The following is a 21288-nucleotide window of genomic DNA, read 5'->3' as shown; positions in this document are numbered from 1 at the left end:
TCTTTCCGTCACATAGTGTAGCGAATCTTGAAGCCGGATGGGGCGATTTTCGTGCAGGCAGCGCCTTCGCAGGATCGCGGTCCGCACGTGCAATATCCACTTCACGGCAATCTTCATGCAGCATAGCCAGCGCAAAGTTCATACGCAGACGTTGGGGGGCACCGATGGACCAGCCGAGCAAAATGGAGAACCTGCAGTTCGCGCAAGGGATACTGCGGGAGCTTAGGCAGAAAGCCGAAGCCGACGGCGAGAAGCTTCTGACTTATCTCATCGACATGGCCTACCTTGAAGCCAGCGACCGCATCCGTGCACATTGGGTCGGCAATCACGAGCCCGAAAGCCGCAGGGCCATGGGGTAACCGAAACGCAGCGATGGTTGCCCCCACGGGGCGTTTTTAACCAGACGCCTGGGGCCGGCGAGACCATTGGTCAGTTGGCGATACCGGCTGAGATGTCAGCCAGAGCCTCCCTCACCCGAGTTTCGCTGATGCCCCGCGTGTCCTTGACCCAGCTGGGCGTCGAAAGCGGTGGTTCGATAAAGCGAACATGGTTGTTTACGGGCCCATGCACATAGGGGCGATTCAGCCCGTAGATGAGCGCGCATGGGACGTTCAGGGCAGCGGCGGCGTGGGAAATCCCGCCATCAACCCCGAGGAACATGGTTGACGCAGCGATCTGGCACATCGCGTCAGCAATCGACGGGGTCGAGGTGAAGTCGATTGCCTCAGGAATGGCGGCGCGGATTTTTGCGGCACCGGCGTGCTCGCGCGGTCCGCCTACAATCCAGATTGCCCAGCCGCGATCATGATGGTCTCTGGCGATCGAAATGAAGCGCTCGACGGGCCATGAGCGGAAATTCTCAATGTCGGCAGTATAGAGCGCCAGGGCCGGTCGGCCGGCATCGATCTTCTTGTGCTGGCGCCAATCGTCCAACTCGGCCGGATCGACCACAAGCCGGGGCGCCGGCCACTCTGCGCCCGCAGCCGGCTTTTCGCCAAGCGAGGCAATCGAGCAGACCTCCTCGAAGAGCCGCGTCTTGCGGGCTCCGAAGGCCCATAGATGGGCCAACCAGCCGGCGGGGAAGCGATTGAGGAGGCCGAATTGCAACTCCTGCGGATAGCCGATGCGCTCCTCTATTCCGGCCATGAACGCCATCAGCGCCGCCTTGGTGCTGCTGGTCATCAGATAGGCCGTACGGTAATTTTCCTTGCGCAACTCGCCAACCAGGCGGCTGCGCTCGCCAAAACCGGGGCGCTGATGACGCTTGGCAAGCGCCCAGCCCTTCCTGACATGCGGCATCAGGCGCGCCAGCGGCGCTGCGACAGGCGAGGTGACGACATCTATGGGGCGATCAGGAAATCGCGCAGCGATGATCTGGATGGCGGAATGGCAACGGACGAAGTCGCCGACCGCGGGGAAGCCGACGAAGAGGATTGGATCGCCGGTCGTCAAGGAAGCGCTTCGCCGTCAAGGATGCGGGCATAGAGATCCAGATAACCGCGCGCCGCTTTTTGGATGGGAAATCTCGTCGCGGCCGATTCGCGGCATTGCTGAGGCGTAAGGTCGGCGACGGCCTCGAAAGCGGCCGCAAATTCTTCATCGGTCTCAAAGAAGCGCCCGCTGTCGGCATCGACCGTCTCGGGCAATGCGCCTCGCGTCGTCGTCAGCACCGGAGTGCCGCACAACATGGCTTCGACCGGTGCGTTGCCGAACGGCTCCTCCCAGGCGATGGGGTTGAGGAAGGCTCGCGCTTCGCCGAGAAGGCGAAGCTTCGGCTCGCCGTCAACGATTCCGTGGAAACGGTATCGCCTGCCAAGGCTCTTGAAAAACAACCCTTCGCGGCGGGTCTGACTTCGGCCCAGCAGTTTCCAACGCGAGCCACCGGCGATATCGAGACCGAAATCGAATTTTTTGGCGAGATCGACAGCGCGGTTGAGGCCTTTGCTTGATCGTGCAATGCCGGCGAGAAATAGCAGGCGGTCGCCCTTTGCAGCCGACAAACGATAGGCGTCCACCGGAAAGCCATTGTAGACGAATGTCTCGCGCCCATGCTGGCGGGCATGATTGGCGCTGATAAAGCTCCAGTTCGCAACTGGCATGGGCTGGTCCGGCATAAAGCCGCGCTGCGTATTCAGCGTTGGAAATGGCACCTCGACGGGCCAACTATGGGTGTGGACGATTTGAGTGTCGCGCGGAATGGCTGCCCGGCATTCGGCATCGGTCGAAGCGTGCCGGACTTCGAAGAGCAGGTGGCTGGAGCCAGGGCCAGCGATCACCACGACTTCGTGTCCGAGACGAACCATCTCCGTGGCCAGCCATTCGACCTGACGCTGAATCCCACCGTAACCTCGGCAGGGTATTACGCCCTTCAAAACGAGCGTCACCCGCATTGACCTTGCCTCACAATGCTCTCAAGACGGCCCAGTTGCGTCACGGGCTGGGCATTGTCAAGGTCGCGCCAGCAACGCAAAAAGCCGCGGCGGCCTCGACTGGGTTACGGAATCGTTAATCAGCGCTTGCTACTATGCCGGATGACCAAGAATCTCGGCAATGCGCCCACGACCATCTCCAGGCAACAGCCAAAGACCTCCGCTCTTGGTCGGCTGGCGCCCGCCCTGTTTCCCCTTGTGGTCGTCGCGCTTGGATACATGATCGGCCGGCAATTCTTCGGCTTCTAGGGCGACTCGACTCGTCTACCCGCGCACGGTTAAGCCTCGCGCCTCGCCGGGGATGCAGTCAATGTCCACCCAACCTCCAAAATCAACCGGCGGCACGTACGCCGCTACTGCCCCGCACGTAAGCAAATTTTGTGCAATCACGGGAACGTGATATTCACTGATCACCGGACAAAGGGGGCGCTGATGAGGTGTCTGGTGATCAATCTTGATCGTTCTCGCGATCGGCTGGCGCATGTCGCGTCCGAGTTCGGCCGGATCGGAGTACCATTTGAGCGTGTCTCCGCCATTGATTGCCCCGATTGCTGCTCTGTCGCCAAAAGCCCGCTGAGCGCTGCTGAGGTTTGCTGTTTCCTGAGCCACCGCTCGTGTTGGGAGATCGTTGCGGACGGCGCGGATCAATATGGCGCGGTTTTCGAAGACGACGTCGTTTTCGGCGCTGGCGCCGGCTCGCTGCTTGCTTCCGATCGATGGGTGCCACGCGATGCCGATGTGATCAAGCTGGAAACGCATTTTGCCAAAGTGAGGGTCGGACGCAAGGAAGTCGCTCTCGATGATGGGTTTTCGCTTGCCAGACTTTATGGCCTGCACGCGGGCGCCGCAGGCTATGTCCTCTCCAGATCGGCAGCGCAAAGATTGCTGCGCGGGACCATGCATCTGAGAGGAGAGGTCGACTTCGTTCTTTTTCACCCAGGATTCATGACCTGCTCGCTCAACCGAATCTATCAGATCATGCCGGCGCTTTGCGCACAGCACCATTTTGTTTCGGACGAGAGCGCTTTCCAAGCCTAGTGCGACGGCCCGGGAGGCGGCCAAAACCGTTTCTCGATCGAATTGTTGGAGAAGCGGTGCGAACCTTCGCCTATCTTCGAAACCAGAGCCTGACCGGAACAAAGAAGATCGAGGCCGTCGCGTTCTCAGGCTCTGAGGTCGACGGCAAACCCGTCCACGGCGCGTTCGTCTATGGGCAGCCCGAGCACGGCCACCTCTACGAGGCGGCCGGCATACCGATCGCGCGGAAGAATAGTTCGACCGCCAGATAAGCAGACGATAGCGGCTGCGTTACGAAACAGCCTTTTCGCGGACCGGAAGCTTCCAGCCCGGCCTGACAAAGTGGCAGGTATAGCCGTTGGGGTATTTCTCGAGATAGTCCTGATGCTCTGGCTCCGCCTCCCAGAAGTCGCCCGCCGGCGCAAGCTCGGTGACGACCTTGCCCGGCCACAGTCCAGAGGCATCGACATCGGCGATGGTGTCTTCGGCGACGCGCTTCTGCTCGTCGCTGGTGTAGAAGATCGCAGAGCGATAGCTCATTCCGACATCGTTGCCCTGGCGGTTCCTGGTGGTCGGATCGTGGATCTGGAAAAAGGATTCGAGCAATGTGCGAAAGCTGATCCTGGCCGGATCGAAAACGATCTCGATGGCTTCGGCATGGCTGCCGTGGTTGCGATACGTGGCGTTTGGCACATCGCCACCGCTATAGCCGACGCGGGTAGAGATCACGCCGGGATAGCGCCGGATCAGATCCTGCATGCCCCAGAAACAGCCGCCGGCAAGGACTGCACGTTCGATGGACGTCGCCATATCATACCTCCATTGGATTGCTCCTTAGGTAGGCATTGTCGCTGGCTTCTTCCAGCATCTCAAGTGCATCACTCGTTGCCGGCCGAGCCGAACCGCCGCACGATGACCTCGAAGACGATGTCGGAAATCCACATGGCCGAGACGCCGATCAAAAAGGCGGCGGCGAGCGTCGTGGTATCGTCGGCCGGATCGGGGATAGGCACGCCGGTTGCCCTGAACCAGGCGACGGCAGGCAGCGTCAGATACGCAGCCGCCAGCGCCCCGCAGATCGGCGAGGCAATCATCTCGCGCAGCTTGTAGCGATGGCGCGACAGTGCTCGCAGCACGCCGCCGGCTAGCCCGGCGGCGACGACCGGCCCCTTGATGCCGAGCATGTCGAAGAGGTCGTGCATCGGCTAAGGCCTCCATCCGCAGAGCTTTTGTCCCTTGCGGTTGTGCGCCAGGAGCGCTCTCGCCTCGGCGTCCGACAGGACGTCGACGGCTTCGGCCGAATGGCGCAGCGGGCTCGAAATCGCGCAGAAGCCGCCCGAAGCAGTCGTGCACCCGGCAAGCGCCACAAGCAGCGCAAGCATCAGTCCCTTGCCCATGATTTCAGCTCCTTTCGAACAGCGTCCGCCGGCAGTGCGCCGACGTCGTTCTGCACCTGCTCGGCGACCGCGCGCGCCGCGGCCTCAGCGGCCGCCAGTTTGCTGCGCTCGGCCCTGGCGCCGGCCAGCCGCTGGTGAACGCCCCAGCAAAGGGCGGCGATGACCGATGCCAGGAAGCCCAGCAGCGCCTTGTTGCCAAGCAGGACGGCGAGGAGCGCGCTCACAGCAGCCACCCGGCGACAAGCCCGGCGGCAAAGCCGATAGCATAGGGTTTCGCGGCTTCGAGATAGGCGATGAGCAGTTGTTGAAACCCTTCCATGTCAGTGCTCCCAGCCGGATTTGCGGGCCAGCCAGTGCCAGGTCTCCGTGACCGAGGCGATGGCGAGACCGGCGGCGATCTCCAGACCAGCTTGAATGTCGGGGTCGGAAGAAAATGCCGCCGCGTCGTCGGCGCCGAGCAGGCCACGCGCGACCAGAACACCGGCGCCGTAACGCAAGCCGATGCGGATGAAGACGGCGATCATGTCGAACTCCTTGCGAAAATCGATTTCAGGATTTGAAGCAGCGCACGCCAGAACGGCAGGCGTTCGACGGGGCTGACGCGCCCGCCGGTAGACACCGGCGGCATCGCACTGCCGGGCTTCGGCGAGAGCGCTGATGGCTGGGGCGGGGTGCCCGGCAAAGGTGCCGGAGCGGGCTGTAGTGCCGACATCAACAGCGCCTGGGAACGGACCGACCGGATGCGATCGCTCCAACCCTTGCCGAAAACCGGCCAGGTCGGCAGCCGCCGCAGGAATGCCAGGCGGGCATCGCAAAGATCGTCGATGACTGCGCCCGGTGGCCTGGCGCCGACAGCTTTGAGCGTGGCCGGGCCGATCCTGCCGTCCTGTGCGGTGCCAACTGCCGCCTGCAGATATTTAGCCGCCCTGCCCGGCCCACTGTTCACGGCGAAGTCGAAGACGGCATAGTCGACACCGCCGGGAAGCTCGGCGCCCGCAGCGGCATCCCAATAGAAGCGGCGATAGACCGTCGCCACCTGAGCATCCGTGATATGGCGAAGGTCGTCCTTCGTCGCAACCGCCTTCACGTAGCGGCGGAAATTGGCCAGCGTCACGCCCTTCATGGTTGCGCCGCCGGGATCAGCCGGATTGTCGGACCAGCCGCCTTCCGATTTGAGGACGAGCGCAAGCGCCCGCGCGAAGTTGCGGTCCATGGGGTTTTCCTTTCTGCCCGCGAAAGGCAGGTTGTCGATTTGCGAAGCTGCTTGCGGTTAGGCGTCGATCATCGAGACAACGTCGCTGGAGACCTTGGCGGGGCGGTATTTGGTGGCGTCGGCCGGAAAGGAGATCGGAACGGCGAATCGAGCGACGGCACCATTGCCGTCGTCGCCGCTGCGATGGTGATCGAAGATGCACCTCCGTATGCAGTGTTAGGAAGAATTCCGGCAAAGGTGATCAAGAAGCGCTTCGACGACGAAAATAGCCGAGGCTTATTGAGATTCGGTGGTGGATTGGGCAGACGCCATATCTCGGAAAGAGAGAGCGGCCTTTTGATCTTTCTTTTGAAGATTCACTCGAATTTATGTTAGGCCCATGCCCTAATGACAAGCCGCCAGCTTGCATTGGTAATATTTAGAAATCCACCAGTGTCTTTGCGTGTAATCTGAACGGCACTAGAAGCCTGCGACCCAAATCTAACGACCATGTTTGTAGTATCGGGAACGACACTTAGGCCTCGATTGGTGCTTGCTTCGTGCGATCCAATCGAGACAGGTTCTTCGTCTCCAATAGAATAGCCACCCTCAGCAGTGGTGCACTGTAAGAATGCAAGGTAATTTTTCGGCTTCACCCCCAGCCCATGAGCCAACGTCAGCGACCCGCCGGATGTGATGGTCTGTTGCGGGCTTTCATAAAACTTCTGAAGCAACGCCGTGGACGACTGGACATAGCGTGCATCCTGTTCGGCCTGCGACCATTGCAGCTTGATCCATCCTCCCCAGGCACCGCCAGCCTGCCTGCGCCGCCATAGCTTTTGGTCTGCCGCCATAGTGTCGTTGACGAAATCATGCACCGTCTGCGTCCGGTAGCCAGTGCTTCCGTGCGCTTCCACAAACCCCAGGAACCAATTTACGCCGTCTGGCGCATTAGCCGCCGCCGAGGCCATATACCAGCCGTTGTCCAGGGCGTTGTTCCAATCGGTGATCGTCTGCGCGACGACACCGAGGTTAGGTCGGCTATCAAGTTTCAGATCAAACCCAGCCTTGACGAACCCCGTTGTAGCCAATTGCGTGGTATTCGTTCCAGGCGCTGCGGTCGGCCCCGTTGGCGTCCCGGTAAATGTCGGGCTGGCCTTCGGCGCCAGGCTGGACACCGCGATCCCACTATCCTTCCCCACCTTGCCCGTGGTGCCCGCGAAAGTGACAATATTGTCGGTTGCCGAAGACGCAGGCCCCAAAAAATCTCCTACTCCCGTCCCGTCGGCGCCTCTGTCGCCGGCGCGGTCGAACATCAACCAGATGCCGTTGGCCACCGTCGGCAAAGTGCCGGCGCCACTGACATAGGCGAGCGTCAGTTTGCGGTAGCCGCTACCATCCACAACTGCGCCACTGACGTTATAGACATAGTAGATAGCGGTGGAGGCTTTCGAGCGCAGGGTCAACTGGCCCTTGATGGGGTTCGTGCTGTCATCAAAGCCATCGAGGATGCCACTCACGGTGGCGCCGCCGGCATCGAGATTATCGATATAGGCCGCGGTCACCAAGGCGGCGCTCGCATTGTTCAGCCGCAAGGTGCCGTTGCCCGGATCGGCGTCGGCTGTGGTCGTGGAAAAGGTGTAGCCGAGCGCCGCCACCGAGGTTGATGCCGCCGCAGCGCTGGCCGCCGCATTGGAAGCGGAGGTCGCGGCATTGGTGGCTGAGGTGGAAGCCGCGGTTGCCGAGCCCGAGGCAGCGCTCGCCGAACCGGCTGCAGCTGTAGCCGAGTTGCCTGCGTTGGTGGCGCTGGTCGCCGCGCCCGATGCCGAGCCGGAAGCCGCCGTTGCCGAATTGCCGGCATTGGTGGCGCTGGTCGCGGCTGTTGTGGCGGAGCCGGCGGCGGCCGTGGCCGAACCCGCGGCGGCGCCGGCCGAGGTGCCGGCGTTGGTGGCGCTGGTGGCGGCAGCGTTCTTTGAGGTGAGCGCCGCAGCGGCACTGGCGGCAGCAGCGCTGGCCGCGCCCACCGCATCGCCCAGCGTGTCCTCCGACAGGTAAAAGGCGATCGTGACCGCGTCGGTGCCGATCACCGGGTCGAACGTTTCGAAAACATAGACGAAGTCTGCCGAGACCGCCCCCTGCTGCACATGCACCGTCGTGCCCTTCTGCATGGTGCGGCTGGTGCGGGCATCGGCGGCACGGAACCATTGGCCTTCGCTGGCGGTATAAATGCCGTTGTCGCGGGCGTCGGCCTGGTTCTTGACCAGCACGCGGTCGCCCACCTCGGCCGGCACGCCGTCGATGGTCTGCAGGCCGTAAAGGGTGATGTTGCCCGTCGTCGCCAGGCGCACGGGTTCGCGTTCGCCGGTCAACAGACGAACGGCGGCAGTTGCAGGTCGGGCCATAAGGCTTGCTCCATGAAAAAAACCCCGCGAAGCGAGGCTTGAAAGAAGTTCCAATTTGGTGCGCGACGATCAGCGCTGTGATGAAGGCCGAAGAGTTAGACGCGGCGCATCACCCCTCCTCAGGGTGCTTGCGCAGGTAGCGCAGCCGCTTGCGCTGCGCAGGCGTCACATAGCCATCCCCGGCCTCGGCCAGAATACGCTCTTCTTCGGTCGGCACTTTCTCCGGTTCAGCCGGCAGCCCAAGCTCGATCCTCAGCGCCATTGCCTCGGCGTCGCCCTCTGCATGACTGTGCGACCGATGTCATCAAAATCCAGCAAGGGGTAAAAGCTGCGGTGTTCCCAACCCTTGGCATTCCGCTTTTTCTCTTCGTGGAGTTGATTCCATTCTTCGTATTTGGCCAGTAGCTCTGGCCTTTCCGAAGGATCACATGTCTCCAGCCGCCACAACCAGGCCTATTGGTCGGGTGTTGCCGCCGCTTGTTCAGTTCGATGTCGTCGTCATAGGAAACGTTCCACCGAGAAGTATCTTCCTGCCCATGTTCATTGCGGCGAGCCAAGGCCGCCGTCCCATGCGATTTTCAAGGTGACCGCTGGCCAGCCCTTCAGATGTAAGTGGGCGCCAGCGCAGCGAATCTAATAGACATTGCTGTTCTCCTCAACGGGTCCGTCCATACTGGAGCCACTTTGTCCGCTGGACAAGTATAACCCGGCAGTTCCTCCAACGCCCACGATCAGGCTGTCCAGCTGAATTATGCGTCTCAATGCTTCGGAATTACGGTGACAGTGCACTCTTTTCAATTTGTCAGCTTTAGAGCTTTCGCTCTACCTCGCACTGGTGCGGACCTCTAGAAATACGCTGTCACCGTAATCCATCATTCTCGAAATTTTCATCTACGAACATCTCGGCAAATTTCTGAGGCGAAAGCGTTACGTCGTTGTCGCGAGCGATTTCGAGGTTCCTCGCCCATAGACCCCGGATTTCCGCCGTTATTCCTCGGAAAAATGAACAGATGCGGCAATTGCGCCCTGCCACTGTCCATCGCCGCCATAGAGAGTGTGCAGTTTGGGAGCTATCGCCTTCAAGGATTTATCCACCTCTTCGGGCAGCTCACCAATTACCCACAAAACATAAAATTCCAATAGTTTAAGCAGCGGCTTTCCGTCATAGCGCGGGTTATGTTCCACTCTATCTCTCCTATGCGTCATTGATGGCGTATTCGATAAGCCTTTGACAAACCCCCGCTAGGCTAGGTTTTTCTTTTATTGAGGCAAGCCAACCCTCGATGACTTCTCGACAGATATGTATCTCAAGAAAATATTCCAAACCGGCTTCGACGGCCTCCGGTGGCGATCTTCCCGTGTCCAGCCCGGTAGCAACCATCGCATCGGAATCCTCGGTCCAAGGCTCCGACGCATAAATCGTGTCGTACTCGTCAAACTCCGACAGCCTTGCAACTATGTCTATCAGCCTGCCTACTTGCCCCAAAGAGAAACCCTCCGCCACGATTCGGATGCAAAACCTCCTGGAAGATGGTACCATTATTATGTTGGGATCTAGGGACGAGTTGCTTGCGCCGGCGGTTCGGTGGATTTGCAAATGATCGTCCGACGCTGGTCATGGCTCGTGCTCCTTGCACTCTATTCCCCGTTTCGTCCCGCCTTTTCCAGTGCCGCCTTACGCTGAACTTCGATAGTTCGATTCCAAAAGCGCACCACTTGAAAATGCTCTTGCCTGGTCAACCAGATCTTGTTCTCCATGCTAACTGGATCGCCGCCAACCGCTACCGGTTTGATCTCGAACAATTCCATGCCTTTGGAACGCGAATCTGTACCTTGGACGCTCATTTCAAGTCCTCCAACGCAGCAAATAGACCGGCGAGGTCACGCGCTATCGTCTCGGCGGATTTCCGTTCCATAAATATGAATGGGATGCGCACGATCGGCATTTCCACATCGTGGGTGTCGAAGCCATAGGCTTCCCCTCCTCCATTCGACGCAAACAAGAGGATGCCTGGTGCGTATTTCTCAACCTCATATTCTCGATTGAAGTCTACCAACTCTTCAGCCTTGAAAAAAATTATATAGCTGTCGCCGATGAAGCCTTCACCTCCATTATGCTCCCTAAGGAAATTGGCGTAATCCTTCGGCAACGTCACTCCCAGGCTTGCGGGCAGGCCATCGACAACTGCAGCTTGAGCCGGTGGGTCGAAACGTCCCTTAGTTAGTGCATATCCCACTGCTATTCTCCAATGTCTTTTAGTAATTTGTTCCACCAGGGCGTAACCTGCTGCTGATGAACTTCTCGGGGCAGAATGACCTTGTTGGACGGATCGGTCGGACTCCCGCCAAACTTCACTGGCTTAATTTCATGCACATCCACGGGCTGGCCGACAAGGCCTCGCTGCACGCTTCTTGGCATCACCCTTGAAGCAACGGCAGAATCCTCTCATCGAGGAACTCGAGGCGACTTGCCAGCATCTCGGCATTGGCAGGAGTCGCATCGACATTGACTGGTATCAACTTCGCCACGGATTTTCCCTGACGCGCGGCCTCAACCCAATCTTCAAGCGCACCGATGTAGCCATCCAGAGCCTCGAAAGGGGTTTTGGTGTCGTCAGCCGGGTTATATGTCGTTGGCACATCGCCGACGATCACCCAAATCCATCTTGGTATGTCCGGCCTTCCAGGCTCGATCTCGAACAGAAAGATATGATGCCTTCGGCGCCGTAGCCGAGAACTCGCCCTTGATGGACAAAACCCAATCGAAGAATTCGAGGTGTTCGTGAGCCTCGACGCGGGCAGAGTCAAGTTCGCTTTCACCGGTGCCGACATTGGCTGGAGGCAACCTTACAACGGTGGACAGGTCCGGAATTGCGTTGTTCATTTCTCTCCCGCGCCTTCACTCACGCGTTGAGCTTCAAATTATAAAATCCGTCCCCATTCGAACCTATCCCATTCGGGATGATGGAACTAACTCAGCGTCGACCCTGGAACCTCGTCAGGCATTTTGGCTCGCTTCCATGGCGAGGTTTTTGCATCGCGCCAAGCATGCCAGCCCAATGGCAAATCCGCCAGCTGTGCAACTGTTTCATCAAGCTCCACCACCTCAACCAAGCCTACCAAAATCAAGTCGTTCTGATCGACTTCAGCTTCATTTCCGTAGAACTGCCACGACTCGTCGTCAGCATCATGTGACGCGTATGCAATCCAGCCGCCGCCCCTAAATATCTTGCGAGTCGAGACAACGGCTAGATTTTTTGGATCCGCAAACTTCCACTTTTCCATGTCGCACCTATTTATTTGACTTTTCGACATTTTCAAAGCCGGCAATGAGACGAAGATTCTTATAACTATTTGACCCTGGGATCTTCGTAATATCACGAGGATGGATTGGATCTATATGATCGACGTGAGCTTCATTCATCGGAGGAGTCACGCCCCTCTTACTTTGCTTTGCCGGAATTATGTCTATTCCACTCTCATCTGATCGTAAAACCCCACCGTTCATCCTAATATTTTCTTTATGAAGAGTCGCTATTTGCTTCTTCGTTGGCTTCTTGCCAGGCGCAACGTTAGGAGGATCTTCCAAATGTGCATAGGGCCTCCTTATTTCGGGTGCCTGGTCGGTTGAGATAGGAATCTCTTCCGCTTTGACAGGAGGAACCGGGGTTGGATCATTATCTGGGACGGTCGTGGGCTTAGCAACTGCCGCGCGTTTCGCAAGCCGAGCCACCACTTGGCTGCCAATCGCACTTAGTCCTTCGGCAAGAACATTGCCGCCGGCCCCCCAAAGCGCGCCGTTGAGAACACCGCGGGGAACACTCTCGCCGACATTGTAGGCATATGCTCCGCCATAAGCACCGCCAGTCGCGGCGCCTACGCCGGTTCGGACGCCTAGACCGGTCAACCCGCCCTCCGCTGCCGCGCCAATCCCTGCCCGACCTAGCAAACCGTACACACCGACCGCGGCGCCGTATCCTGACAGGCCGGCACCAAGACCCTCTGCCACCCAGCCGGCGGAACTGGCCCGGTCCTCGGCATCCTCCGTCTGCTCCTGTTCGAAAGCCAGACGGTTCTGGTAGCTTTCACCTGACGCCGAGGATGCGAGCTTGGCGACGATTGCGTCCGCGCCGCCAGCGGTTGCGCCCTTGGCTATGGTCCTGCCGATATCCCCGAATGCCATGCCGAACTGCTGTAACGACGACATGGTGCTGTATTGGGCCTGAGCCGGATTTTCCCCAATCCACGTCAGACCATTCTTCAGCGCTGCAAGTTGGAGTTCCAATACCTCCGGCGTCATGGTCGGATCTTGGGCGGCCTTGGCTCGCCACCGGGCTTCCGCTGCCAGCAAGATTTGTTTGGCTACTGCCTCGCGCGCTTCCGGATCGCGAACTGCGAGGACAATCGAACTCAACTCCGCGAGACGGGTGTTGAATGGCAAACTTGGGTCGATGTATTTCGCAGCCCACTGGTCAGCTACAGCCCAGGGCAGCGGCAGTCTCGTGTCGAAGCCCATCTGCTCTTGAGCGGCCCTGGCCCAGGTCACCGCTTTCTGGAAATCCTGTGGCGTTGAAACCTTGCTCCAGTCCGGAGCTTCGCCGGGGAACAGTTGGGTGACATAGGCCACGGGATCCTCGCGGCGGGCGGCCATGATCATCTCGGCGGCGCCGGCCCTTATGTCGTAGCGTTTGTGCTCTTCTGGCGTACCCTTCGGGCCGGGTTCGAAATCACGAAGCTCGGCATGTATCTCGCGGTTCGATGCGCGGTAGAAATTGTGAAATGAGTTGGCGGCATCAACCGTCGCCCTGAACTCATCGAAACGCGTCTGCCCGTCTGTGGCGCCGTAGGTACTGACGAAATCCTGAGCGGCTGGCTCTTCCTCTTCCGGGTAATTGCCTGTGAAGGCGATGACAGCGGGCGCGTTTTGCTCGGCAAGCCGCACCCTCGCATGCCCGTCGATCAATCGAGCCGCGGTGGCGGAGTTCGCCTCATTCTTCAGTGTGGCAATATCGCTGGACTTAAGGTAGGTGATAGCTTCCAGTGGAATATCCGCTTCGCCATTCGGCGCAGCAGTTTCGCTAGCCTGTGCCCTGTTTTCGTCCAGCGATAGTTTGCCCGACTGTTCCTGCGTCACCGCGGTCGCATTGGATTCACCTGAAACATTCGAGCCGCCTACGGCCGCCGTATCATTTCGTACCCGCCCTCCCACCGGCACCGCCCCCAGCATTTCAGCAGCGCGCTTCGGGTCCGTGGCGATCATCGCCTGAACCAGCGCCTTGGCCGAGTTGGTGCGCCAGGCGGCTTCCGCCGCTTGCCTGGCAAGCGGGTTGCCGATCTTGGCGATCAGGTCGAGCCCGCTCTGCCGGATCGCCTCGAAGGTCGCGGTGTCGTTCGGGTCGCCTTTTGCGATGGCGATGGCATTGGTCGTCAGTGTCGTGTCGACGGTGGCCTTCTCGTAGTCGTCGCGTTTGGTCTTTTGCCGCAGCGCCACGCGGTATGCGCCAACGACGCGCTTGTTTTCCTTCTGACCTGCGAAAGCGGCGCGCTGGCTTTCGGGCATCGTCCGTTTCGCATCGTCGAACAGCGTATCGTACAGGCCTGGTTTCACCGCCCGGCCGGCGCGCAGGTCGACCTCGCCATACATGGCTTCATGCATGCCTGCGCCATCCGCCGGCGCGTTCGCCGCCACTTCATCTTCGGCCTGCGCGATCCGCGCGTCGAAGCCGCGACGCGCCAGCTCGGCGTCGAACGCGTCCTGCTGGTCCTTCATCTGCTGGTAGCGTTCGGCAAGAGCGGAAAGGTGGTCGCCGAAACCTTGCTTGGCGCCGCCGATCGGCGACCCCTGGGGATATTGCACGGCGTTGCCGGTATCGAGCCGGCGCTGGCCGACGGAAAGGGGGATGATGTGTACCATCTAGGTGTTCCCCGCCCACGGAGCCCTGAGGGCCGCACTGCCGAAGATCACGGAGCGGCCCGGCACAGCGGCGGCCGCAGCGCTTGACGCTGCCGCTTTCGTCGGGTCGTTGATTTTGGAGAGGCCGCCAACGAGCGCGCTGCCGGCGTTGAAGATTGACGCCGTCACCGCCTGCTTGCCTTGGAAGCGCGAGATGGCGGCTTGGCTGTTGAGATTGTTCTGGCGCAGCTTCGAGCCGTACAGCAGCGCGCCGAGATCCGCCTGGCCCTGCCTGGCATTCGCCGCCAGCACCTCGGTCGGCGAGCCGGCTATGCCGACGCCGGACGCGCCGGCCTGGGCGCGCGCCTGCGCCTGCAGCAGGTCCTGCTTGTGGCGCTCCTGGCCTTGCTCGAAGGCGGCGGCTTGAGCATCCGCCTGCGCCTGCTGCTCATAGGCCTTGGCCTGATAGTCGGCCATCTGCTTCGACTGCTGGCCCTCGGCCAGCGCGCCGCCGACGGAAAGAACGGTGCCGAGAAGGGCAAGTGTGCACATGGTCAGCCTCGTTTGCCTAGGGGTTTGATTGCAGGAATGGGTTTTCTCGCGGGAATGGGTTTGATTGCGGGAATGAACTTGCTTTTGACGCCGGCGACCGGCGCGCCAAGCTGCGGGCGCGGGTCGAGCGCACCGCCGGTGGCGAGCAGGGACAAAAGCAGCCGGTCGGCCTGCAGCCCGGCGCGGCTGAGGCGAGCGGGTGCGGCTGCCCGTGCGCCGGCCATGGCAGCGCGGCGGGCAGCGGTGAGGTTTATCTTCAGCTCGGCGACGCTGGCGGCGTCGAACAGGCCATTGGCGGTGGCGATGGCACGGACGAGCGCATCGGCCTCGAACAGTTCCTGGCGCAGCAGCTCGACCAGCCGGGCAGCGTTGCGCCAGCGCTCGGTCAGGGTGGCGGCTTTGGCCGCAATCTCGTCGCCAAGAGCGGCAATGTCGGCGCGGGCTTCGCTCTCCGCGGCTTCGATGCGGCGCGTGTCGGCGACGCAGATGGTCTTTTCCAGCACAGCGATGACGTCGTTGCAGGCATCGAGCGCGGCGCGCGCCGCGGCCAGGTCGCCGTCGCCGAAGACCGCCCGGTCCTCGGCCTGCTCCAGCGCGCGCCTGCGGACGACGGCGTCGTTAATGTCGGTGTCGAGCAAGGCGATGACGGCCGCGAAATCGGCAGCCGTCCGCGCCTTGCCGAGGGTCTCGGCATGGGGGGTCATTGGGGTGGGTTCCTTGGTGGGAATGGTGCGAGAATGGTGACGTCGGCGGGACAGCACCCCCCTCTGTCCTGCCGGACATCTCCCCCGCATGGGGGGAGATTGGCAGCTCGAGCAGGCTCGCCAGTCTTGCTACGTCAGCGATTAGCGAAGGCAAAGATGCCGTTGATCTCCCCCCTTGCGGGGGAGATGGCCGGCAGGCCAGAGGGGGTGGGCGGGAACTCGGCGTTGACTATTGCCGCATCAAATTTTCTACGGCTCGGCGTCGAATACCGGCGTAAACGCCCGGATCGTGCAGGGCGTCGGGTTGACGTGGCGGATGCGGACCCTGCCCTGCCCTTCCCAGCTGTCGTCGACCGGTACATCGACATTGCCGGTGTAGAGTTTCGCATTGTCGTCGGGTGCGACGATGCTCGGCATGCGCACGCTCTCCCAGCGGCCGCGGAGGAAGGACTGCACCTGCAGCCCGGTGGTGTCGGTCTCGAGCAGCGACAGGATGACTTTCGCCACCTTCTTGCGGCGGCCGATGACGGAACCGTCCTGGCCGCCGACGTCGAGTTCCAGCGTGTTGGCCTCGGACTGGAAGGGCAGCCCGACCTGCCACTTCCCAGCTGTGGCGCCGGCGGGCAGCGTCACCTGGCCGGAGGCAACCGGCAGGCCGCGATAGACCTTGCCTCCGGCCAGCACGTCGACCAGCTGGCCGTTGAGATGGCCGAGCCCGGAGACGACGTTGACGGGTGCACCCGAATAGGTCAGTCCGCAATCGACCTGAAAGGCATCCTCCAGCATGCCGTATTCGAATGGCGTGGTCATGATTTCGATGTAGCGCCTGGTCACCCCGCCAATGGTGCGCTTGACGATCAGCCAGATGTCGTCGACGCCGTTCTGGCCAGGCGTCACCACGGCGCTTTCAACGACCGCCCAAGTGGGTTGACCGGGGGCGGATCCAGCGAAGCTGCCGCCGAAGCGATGGCGGTGCATGCCGCGCACCTCCTGGCTCGGCTGGTGGGTGTAGCCGCCAAGTTCGCCATTTTCGAGCGGGAACCACAGCATCGGGTCGGGGTCGGTCTGGAAGGCGAGTTCGACCACGCCTTGCTTGGGGATATGTTCCGAGATCTGGCCGATGTCATCGGAGGTGAATTTGGCTGTAGAACTCTGCGTCAGCTCGGCAATCGATTTGCGCGAGCGGGTGACATAGAGGAAGGACTGCCCCGCATCGACCGGGCGGATGCGGGCGCAGCCGAAGGTGCGCGAACGGCGGTTCTTGAACGAAGACGGGGTGAGCGCCTCGTCGATGCCGGAGCCGGACAGCGCGCGGATGCCGCCCGAGGTTCCGATCAGCAGCGCACCATCGGAATCGGCGATCCAGACGATGTCATTGGCCTGGCCGCCGCCGGCCTGGACGAATTCCAGCGCGTCGTCATCTTCCTCGCCGAGCGCGAAATTGTCGAAGTCACCGGTCGCCGATGCATAGACCGAGAATTTTCGACTGAAGGCCAACCGCTCCTCGTAGAGCGAGCCCGCCTCGACATATTTTCCGGGCACGAAGGTGCCAAGCCGCCAGCGACTGATCGGACTGAGATCCGGCAAGGCATGGCCATACAGACGAACGGTAACGACTGTCGCGCTCGTGCGCGCTGCAATCTTGGCCCAGCGCCACCGCCCATCCGAACCGAGCAGCCGGATGGCGCGGCCAATGTCCGATGTCTGGAACCCGGTATCATCGTTGATGCCGATGACCGATGACGCCGTCAGATTGAACGGCGTCATCAAGTCGCCGTCCTCGTTCGGCGCCCATTCGGCAAAGTCGGTTCTCGTACTGTCAGACCCGCCGCCACCGTCCATGTCCATGCGCAGATATTCAAAGGCGGCCTTGTTGAAGAATTCGAAGAACCGACGCTCCGAGTTACCCCACCCTATCTGCCCAATCCGCGAGTCGATGGTTGTCCATGTCGATCCGTCGTTCGAGCCCTGGATTTCCCATTGGGTCGGCATGTTTTCTGCTTCCGACGCGCTGTTCATGGCTTGCACCCAGTAGGCGTTGCAAACCTTCTTCGCTCCGCTCGCCTGCCGATATTGGACCCAACCATTGGTGCCGGCACCGATCTCCGCACCTGTTCTGCTGTCCTTGTCGAAAATCGCCCACGCCGACGCGGAACCGTTGCTGGCCAAAACCGTTCCGGCCGGTGCCGTCAAGCCTGTCATCTTCGGCACGTACGAGCCATAACTGGCCGGCGTCATCGTGGTGCCGGTCGTGTTGATTGGATCGTAAGGGCCGTCGAGGAACTCGTAGCCTGCCAGCGTCCATGCCGTGTGCGCGGTGCGTGTCAGCACTTTGGGCGGATAGTTTTTGTGGGTGATCCACATCTGGTCGGCCGACTGGACATAGGCGAGGTCGAACAGATCGGCTTCCAGATAGGGCGAGGCCACCTCGACGGTGCCGACGCGGGCGCCATAGGCATAGACCCTGATGTAGAGGTCGCCGAACTCCAGGCAGTAGGCCTGCTCGGAGGAGAAGATGAAGGGGATGGCGCGCGTCTTCCTGGCCGAATTCTTCACCTCGTTGACGAAATAGCTGCCGCCGCGGGCGCGGATACCGCCATGCGGCAAAGTGACGAAGTTCTCGCATTTCGCCAGCGCCGCACGATAGAGATCGAGCGAGGCGCGCGCGTGCAGCCTGGGCGATATCTCGCCGCGGGTGAAGACATCCTGGATGGGGTAGAGCGCGGTCATCGGGCAGACACCCTGAAGTCGCCGCGCTGCTGCGCCCAGGAGGCGGTGTAAAGCCGGCCGCCGCGCTGGATGGCGTTTGCGGCAAAGGCCGCGTCGAGCGCGCGGTCATAGGCCGAGCGGGCGATGTCGATCATGCCGGCCTTGTGGGTCAAGGGATGCGCGATCTTGATGGCAAGGGCTGCCACCAGCACTTCGGTGAACAGCGCATCCCAGTCGTTGGGGTCGGTGAGATTGGCGATGTAGCGGATGATCAATGGACCGGACCGGTCGCAGTAAATCAGCCCTGCTTCCTGGCGCCAGGAGATCGGTACGCCGCCGGGTTCGCCATTTGCGGTCAGCGGCAGCGGCCGCAGGCAGTCGGCGGGCAGTTCATAGGCGAAGTTCAAGGTGCCGTCGCCGCTGCCGGTATCGGCGCCGGCGACGCTGGCGGCGAGGATAGCGAACACCCAGGCGTGCCTGGTGAGTTCCGCCTCCCGCGTCAGGTCGAAATGCAGGTTCAAGAGACGCGCCGCCTTGACGTCCTGGTCGAGACTGTCGATCGGCGCCTCGTCGAGGACGGCGAGCGCCATATTGGCGATGTCGAGCGGGGTGATGGCCATGGATCAGCGCCTCGTGGTGATGGGTGGGTGAAGCTGCGTCTTTCTCCCCGTTCACGGGGAGAAATGCCCGGCAGGGCAATGAGGGGCAGCGCCAGCGTTGGCTTCAAGCCTTGAGACGTTGACGCCGCCCCTCGCCTGCCTGCCGGCATCCTCTCCCCGTAGAACGGGGAGAGGGGCGCTCTCGTGGGCTTAGGCCTCGGTCGTCTTCAGCGCGATGAACGTCATTGCCTTGACGCTCGACGCGGTGCGGTCCCAGTTTGCCGCCAGCGCGAGTTCGGCATCGGTGGCGAATTCGCCCGCCGACGACGCATCGAGGAAGCGGGTGCCGGGCACGTGCGGCACGAAGTGCCTTCGTCCGACCATTTCGGTGACGCCGCCACCATGGCCCTGGCGCGGCTTGCGGTCGAACTCGAGCGGCCCGCCCTCGGTGTTGACCGGCAGCTCGTTCCACAGGATCGCCTTGTCCTTGAACATGAAGGCGGTGTAGACGCCGGCCGCCACCGGAATGTCGTCATCGACCACGCAGCGCAGCCCCATATAGTAGGGGATGAGCGGCCCGCCCTGCTCCGAGGACGGCACATAGTCGATGAGGTCGGCGAGCTTCAGCGCCTTCATCTGCTTGGAGTGCATCCAGATCGTCTTGAACTTGTCCGCGCGGTCGCCCATCAGATAGGCGGCCTCGATGATGTCGGTGTCGACGATGGAGGCGCCGGTGACGCGCACCAGGTCGCTGCCGTCATTGGCGATGTTGTCGGCGACGACCCCTTTCAGGATGCCGAGCAGGGTCAGCTTGTTGGCGCGCTGCCAGTACTCGGTCTGGCGCTTGACGATCAGCTTTTGCGGATCGTCGCCGGCCAGGATCGAGGTCAGGTCCGGCACGCCCCAGGCCTGGGCGCGGACATTGCGGGCGGCGACCTCGCGGCGGGCGCCGATCTTCTTCATCTCGATGGAATCGGCCGGATCGTCATTGACCGGTTCGGACGGATCGTTGCCGAGATCCTTCCAGCCGGGCATGTCGACGGAGCGGCCGCCCATCGAGAGCTTGGCGGTGATGGCCGGGTCGTTGAAGAGGATGCCGGCCTGGAAGATTTCCAGCGACTGGACGTGCTCCTCGAACGAGTACTGGGCATAAACGGATGGAACGATCGCGTCTGCGATACGGGTATAGGCGTCTGCCATTTTTCACTTCCTTTGAGGTTTGATGTGGCGGCGGGTAGCTCGGGATCAGAGCGGGTTGTTCGGCATCCATAGATCCGGGTTTTCGCCCGCTTCCCGCGCGAGCCGCCGGGCGCGGGCGGGGTCGCTTTTGACAAGGGCTGAAATCGCCGAAATGTTGCGTTCACCGGTGGCGTTGCGCTTGAACGGATTGCCACCGCTCACGGCCGCGCCGCCGTCGATCGTGTCTTCCCGGAACATCGCCTCACCGACGGCATGAAACGCCTTGGCGATCTGTGGATCGGTCAATGCGCCGTCCGGCAAAAGGATGCCCTTGGACTTGTAGGCGTCGACCAGGCCGAGCTTCTTCATCGCCCGGTTGGCGACCTCAAGTTTCTGGCGAAAGCCATCGCTGTCGGTCGGTCCCCAGTCGCGCACGAGATCGTCGTGCGTGGCTTCGACCGAGCGGGCAAGCGCGATGTCCTGGCGCGCGGCCTGCTCGGCCATGTAGCCGACGAAGCGGTCGTGATAGGCTTGCGCCACCTTCGGCGTGGCGCCGGCCTCGACCGCCCAGGCCTTGGACGCCTGGGCAAGCTCGTCCGAATAGGCGAAGTTTTCCGGCAGACCGTCGGGCCGCCTGTACTCGACCTTGTCGGGCGATGTCAGCGGACGCATGGTCTCGGGCAGCCGGGCATGAAATTTCTGCCAGTCTTCCGGGGATGCGTCCGGTGCGGGAACGCGCAGGCTCTCACCCTGCTGCCGCTCCAGCTCCGCATAGGATGTGAAAACCCGATCGAGGTTTTCGGCCTTGGTCCAGCCCTTGGCTTCAGCGAGCTTGCGGTTGCCTTCGGAAAGACCGTCAAACCAACTTTTGACCGGAGGCGCGGCGGACCCGTTCTCCGCGCCTGCCGGTGGCCGTACTGGGTTGCCCGCCGGCTGCGCACGCGCCGCCACGGACCCGGAATCTGCCAGATCTGTCATGAGATGTTTTCCTTTTCTTCTCCCTTCTCCCCTTGTGGGAGAAGGTGGATCGGCGCGCAGCGCCGAGACGGTTGAGGGGTGTTGGAAGAAATGAGGCGCTGGCGAACTGCTGACCTCCCCCCTCGAGGGGGAGATGGCCGGCAGGCCAGAGGGGGGTCGCCGCGCGTGAAGCGCCGACATCCTCCGTCGCAGAACGAGGTCGCGCCCGGTCGCACCGCCCCCCTCTGTCGCCTTCGG

At 61.5% G+C, this 21288-nt stretch carries 26 protein-coding genes; 4 read left to right on the top strand and 22 right to left on the bottom strand.

The window, feature by feature from the left end; genetic code table 11:
* Nucleotides 1-164 precede the first annotated feature (164 nt).
* Entirely contained in the window at nt 165-359 is a 195-nt protein-coding gene (locus ACYG97_RS04660) for a hypothetical protein (RefSeq protein ID WP_023684343.1), read from the top strand.
* A 70-nt stretch (nt 360-429) separates the two neighbouring features.
* On the opposite strand, the gene waaF is transcribed toward ACYG97_RS04660, so the two are convergent.
* Entirely contained in the window at nt 430-1452 is a 1023-nt protein-coding gene (waaF, locus tag ACYG97_RS04655) for a lipopolysaccharide heptosyltransferase II (protein WP_023734284.1), read from the bottom strand.
* Nucleotides 1449-2390: a glycosyltransferase gene (locus tag ACYG97_RS04650; RefSeq protein ID WP_031262331.1), complete on the bottom strand. Its 942-nt coding sequence runs from the start codon at nt 2388-2390 to the stop codon at nt 1449-1451. The genes waaF and ACYG97_RS04650 overlap by 4 nt, the downstream gene beginning before the upstream one ends.
* A 483-nt stretch (nt 2391-2873) precedes the next feature.
* On the opposite strand from ACYG97_RS04650, the gene ACYG97_RS04645 reads away from it, so the two are divergent.
* Entirely contained in the window at nt 2874-3467 is a 594-nt protein-coding gene (locus ACYG97_RS04645) for a glycosyltransferase family 25 protein (RefSeq protein ID WP_198029717.1), read from the top strand.
* 56 nt (nt 3468-3523) lie between these two features.
* A complete protein-coding gene (locus ACYG97_RS04640; RefSeq protein WP_050590411.1) occupies nt 3524-3718 on the top strand; it encodes a hypothetical protein in 195 nt (64 codons plus the stop codon).
* Between the two features lie 19 nt (nt 3719-3737).
* Here the strand turns inward: ACYG97_RS04640 and msrA are convergent, their stop codons facing one another.
* The 6 genes from msrA to ACYG97_RS04610 all read right to left on the bottom strand — a co-directional run bounded on the left by msrA (nt 3738) and on the right by ACYG97_RS04610 (nt 6056).
* The gene (gene msrA / locus ACYG97_RS04635) at nt 3738-4256 is read right to left on the bottom strand and encodes a peptide-methionine (S)-S-oxide reductase MsrA (protein WP_023734287.1); all 519 of its coding nucleotides are present in this window, start codon (nt 4254-4256) and stop codon (nt 3738-3740) included.
* A 68-nt stretch (nt 4257-4324) separates the two neighbouring features.
* Nucleotides 4325-4648, bottom strand: coding sequence for a hypothetical protein (locus ACYG97_RS04630; protein ID WP_023734288.1), 324 nt, complete (start codon nt 4646-4648; stop codon nt 4325-4327).
* A gap of 3 nt (nt 4649-4651) precedes the next feature.
* Complete coding sequence (locus ACYG97_RS04625; RefSeq protein ID WP_023734289.1) at nt 4652-4843, bottom strand: hypothetical protein; 192 nt, start codon at nt 4841-4843, stop codon at nt 4652-4654.
* On the bottom strand, nt 4828-5067 hold the full coding sequence (locus tag ACYG97_RS04620) for a hypothetical protein (RefSeq protein WP_023734290.1): 240 nt from the start codon (nt 5065-5067) through the stop codon (nt 4828-4830). The genes ACYG97_RS04625 and ACYG97_RS04620 overlap by 16 nt, the downstream gene beginning before the upstream one ends.
* Nucleotides 5068-5163: 96 nt before the next feature.
* Nucleotides 5164-5367, bottom strand: a complete 204-nt coding sequence (locus ACYG97_RS04615; protein ID WP_023689878.1) for a hypothetical protein — start codon at nt 5365-5367, stop codon at nt 5164-5166.
* Complete coding sequence (locus ACYG97_RS04610) at nt 5364-6056, bottom strand: glycoside hydrolase family 108 protein (protein ID WP_023734291.1); 693 nt, start codon at nt 6054-6056, stop codon at nt 5364-5366. Before ACYG97_RS04610 ends, ACYG97_RS04615 begins: the two co-directional genes overlap by 4 nt.
* 51 nt (nt 6057-6107) lie before the next feature.
* Between ACYG97_RS04610 and ACYG97_RS04605 the strand changes: the two genes are divergently transcribed.
* Nucleotides 6108-6431 (top strand): LbetaH domain-containing protein, encoded by a 324-nt coding sequence (locus ACYG97_RS04605; protein ID WP_156937223.1) that lies wholly within the window; start codon nt 6108-6110, stop codon nt 6429-6431.
* On the opposite strand, the gene ACYG97_RS04600 is transcribed toward ACYG97_RS04605, so the two are convergent.
* The 14 genes from ACYG97_RS04600 to ACYG97_RS04535 all read right to left on the bottom strand — a co-directional run bounded on the left by ACYG97_RS04600 (nt 6428) and on the right by ACYG97_RS04535 (nt 21051).
* Nucleotides 6428-8437, bottom strand: a complete 2010-nt coding sequence (locus ACYG97_RS04600; RefSeq protein WP_460221559.1) for a pyocin knob domain-containing protein — start codon at nt 8435-8437, stop codon at nt 6428-6430. The genes ACYG97_RS04605 and ACYG97_RS04600 overlap by 4 nt on opposite strands.
* 109 nt (nt 8438-8546) lie before the next feature.
* Complete coding sequence (locus ACYG97_RS04595; protein WP_023734801.1) at nt 8547-8699, bottom strand: hypothetical protein; 153 nt, start codon at nt 8697-8699, stop codon at nt 8547-8549.
* Between the two features lie 725 nt (nt 8700-9424).
* Nucleotides 9425-9622 carry a hypothetical protein gene (locus ACYG97_RS04590; RefSeq protein ID WP_156937250.1) on the bottom strand — a complete coding sequence of 66 codons (198 nt, stop codon included), beginning with the start codon at nt 9620-9622 and terminating at the stop codon, nt 9425-9427.
* A 453-nt stretch (nt 9623-10075) separates the two neighbouring features.
* A complete protein-coding gene (locus ACYG97_RS04585) occupies nt 10076-10282 on the bottom strand; it encodes a hypothetical protein (protein WP_023734799.1) in 207 nt (68 codons plus the stop codon).
* Entirely contained in the window at nt 10279-10674 is a 396-nt protein-coding gene (locus tag ACYG97_RS04580; RefSeq protein WP_031262564.1) for an SMI1/KNR4 family protein, read from the bottom strand. Before ACYG97_RS04580 ends, ACYG97_RS04585 begins: the two co-directional genes overlap by 4 nt.
* Before the next feature lie 181 nt (nt 10675-10855).
* The gene (locus tag ACYG97_RS04575; RefSeq protein WP_023734797.1) at nt 10856-11092 is read right to left on the bottom strand and encodes a hypothetical protein; all 237 of its coding nucleotides are present in this window, start codon (nt 11090-11092) and stop codon (nt 10856-10858) included.
* 315 nt (nt 11093-11407) lie between these two features.
* On the bottom strand, nt 11408-11722 hold the full coding sequence (locus ACYG97_RS04570; RefSeq protein ID WP_023808301.1) for a hypothetical protein: 315 nt from the start codon (nt 11720-11722) through the stop codon (nt 11408-11410).
* A gap of 7 nt (nt 11723-11729) precedes the next feature.
* The gene (locus ACYG97_RS04565; RefSeq protein WP_023734796.1) at nt 11730-14351 is read right to left on the bottom strand and encodes a hypothetical protein; all 2622 of its coding nucleotides are present in this window, start codon (nt 14349-14351) and stop codon (nt 11730-11732) included.
* Nucleotides 14352-14882, bottom strand: coding sequence for a hypothetical protein (locus tag ACYG97_RS04560; RefSeq protein ID WP_023734795.1), 531 nt, complete (start codon nt 14880-14882; stop codon nt 14352-14354).
* 2 nt (nt 14883-14884) lie between these two features.
* Complete coding sequence (locus tag ACYG97_RS04555; protein ID WP_023734794.1) at nt 14885-15586, bottom strand: hypothetical protein; 702 nt, start codon at nt 15584-15586, stop codon at nt 14885-14887.
* A gap of 249 nt (nt 15587-15835) precedes the next feature.
* On the bottom strand, nt 15836-18316 hold the full coding sequence (locus tag ACYG97_RS04550) for a phage tail protein (protein ID WP_023734793.1): 2481 nt from the start codon (nt 18314-18316) through the stop codon (nt 15836-15838).
* Nucleotides 18313-18915 carry a phage connector family protein gene (locus tag ACYG97_RS04545; protein WP_023734792.1) on the bottom strand — a complete coding sequence of 201 codons (603 nt, stop codon included), beginning with the start codon at nt 18913-18915 and terminating at the stop codon, nt 18313-18315. The genes ACYG97_RS04550 and ACYG97_RS04545 overlap by 4 nt, the downstream gene beginning before the upstream one ends.
* A 189-nt stretch (nt 18916-19104) precedes the next feature.
* A complete protein-coding gene (locus ACYG97_RS04540) occupies nt 19105-20094 on the bottom strand; it encodes a hypothetical protein (RefSeq protein ID WP_023734791.1) in 990 nt (329 codons plus the stop codon).
* Between the two features lie 45 nt (nt 20095-20139).
* Nucleotides 20140-21051 (bottom strand): hypothetical protein, encoded by a 912-nt coding sequence (locus tag ACYG97_RS04535; protein WP_023734790.1) that lies wholly within the window; start codon nt 21049-21051, stop codon nt 20140-20142.
* Nucleotides 21052-21288: the final 237 nt, after the last annotated feature.

The sequence above is a fragment of the Mesorhizobium sp. W067 genome (assembly GCF_054719525.1).
Note: the sequence above shows the minus strand (reverse complement) of the source record. Positions and strands in the feature narration are given on the sequence as shown.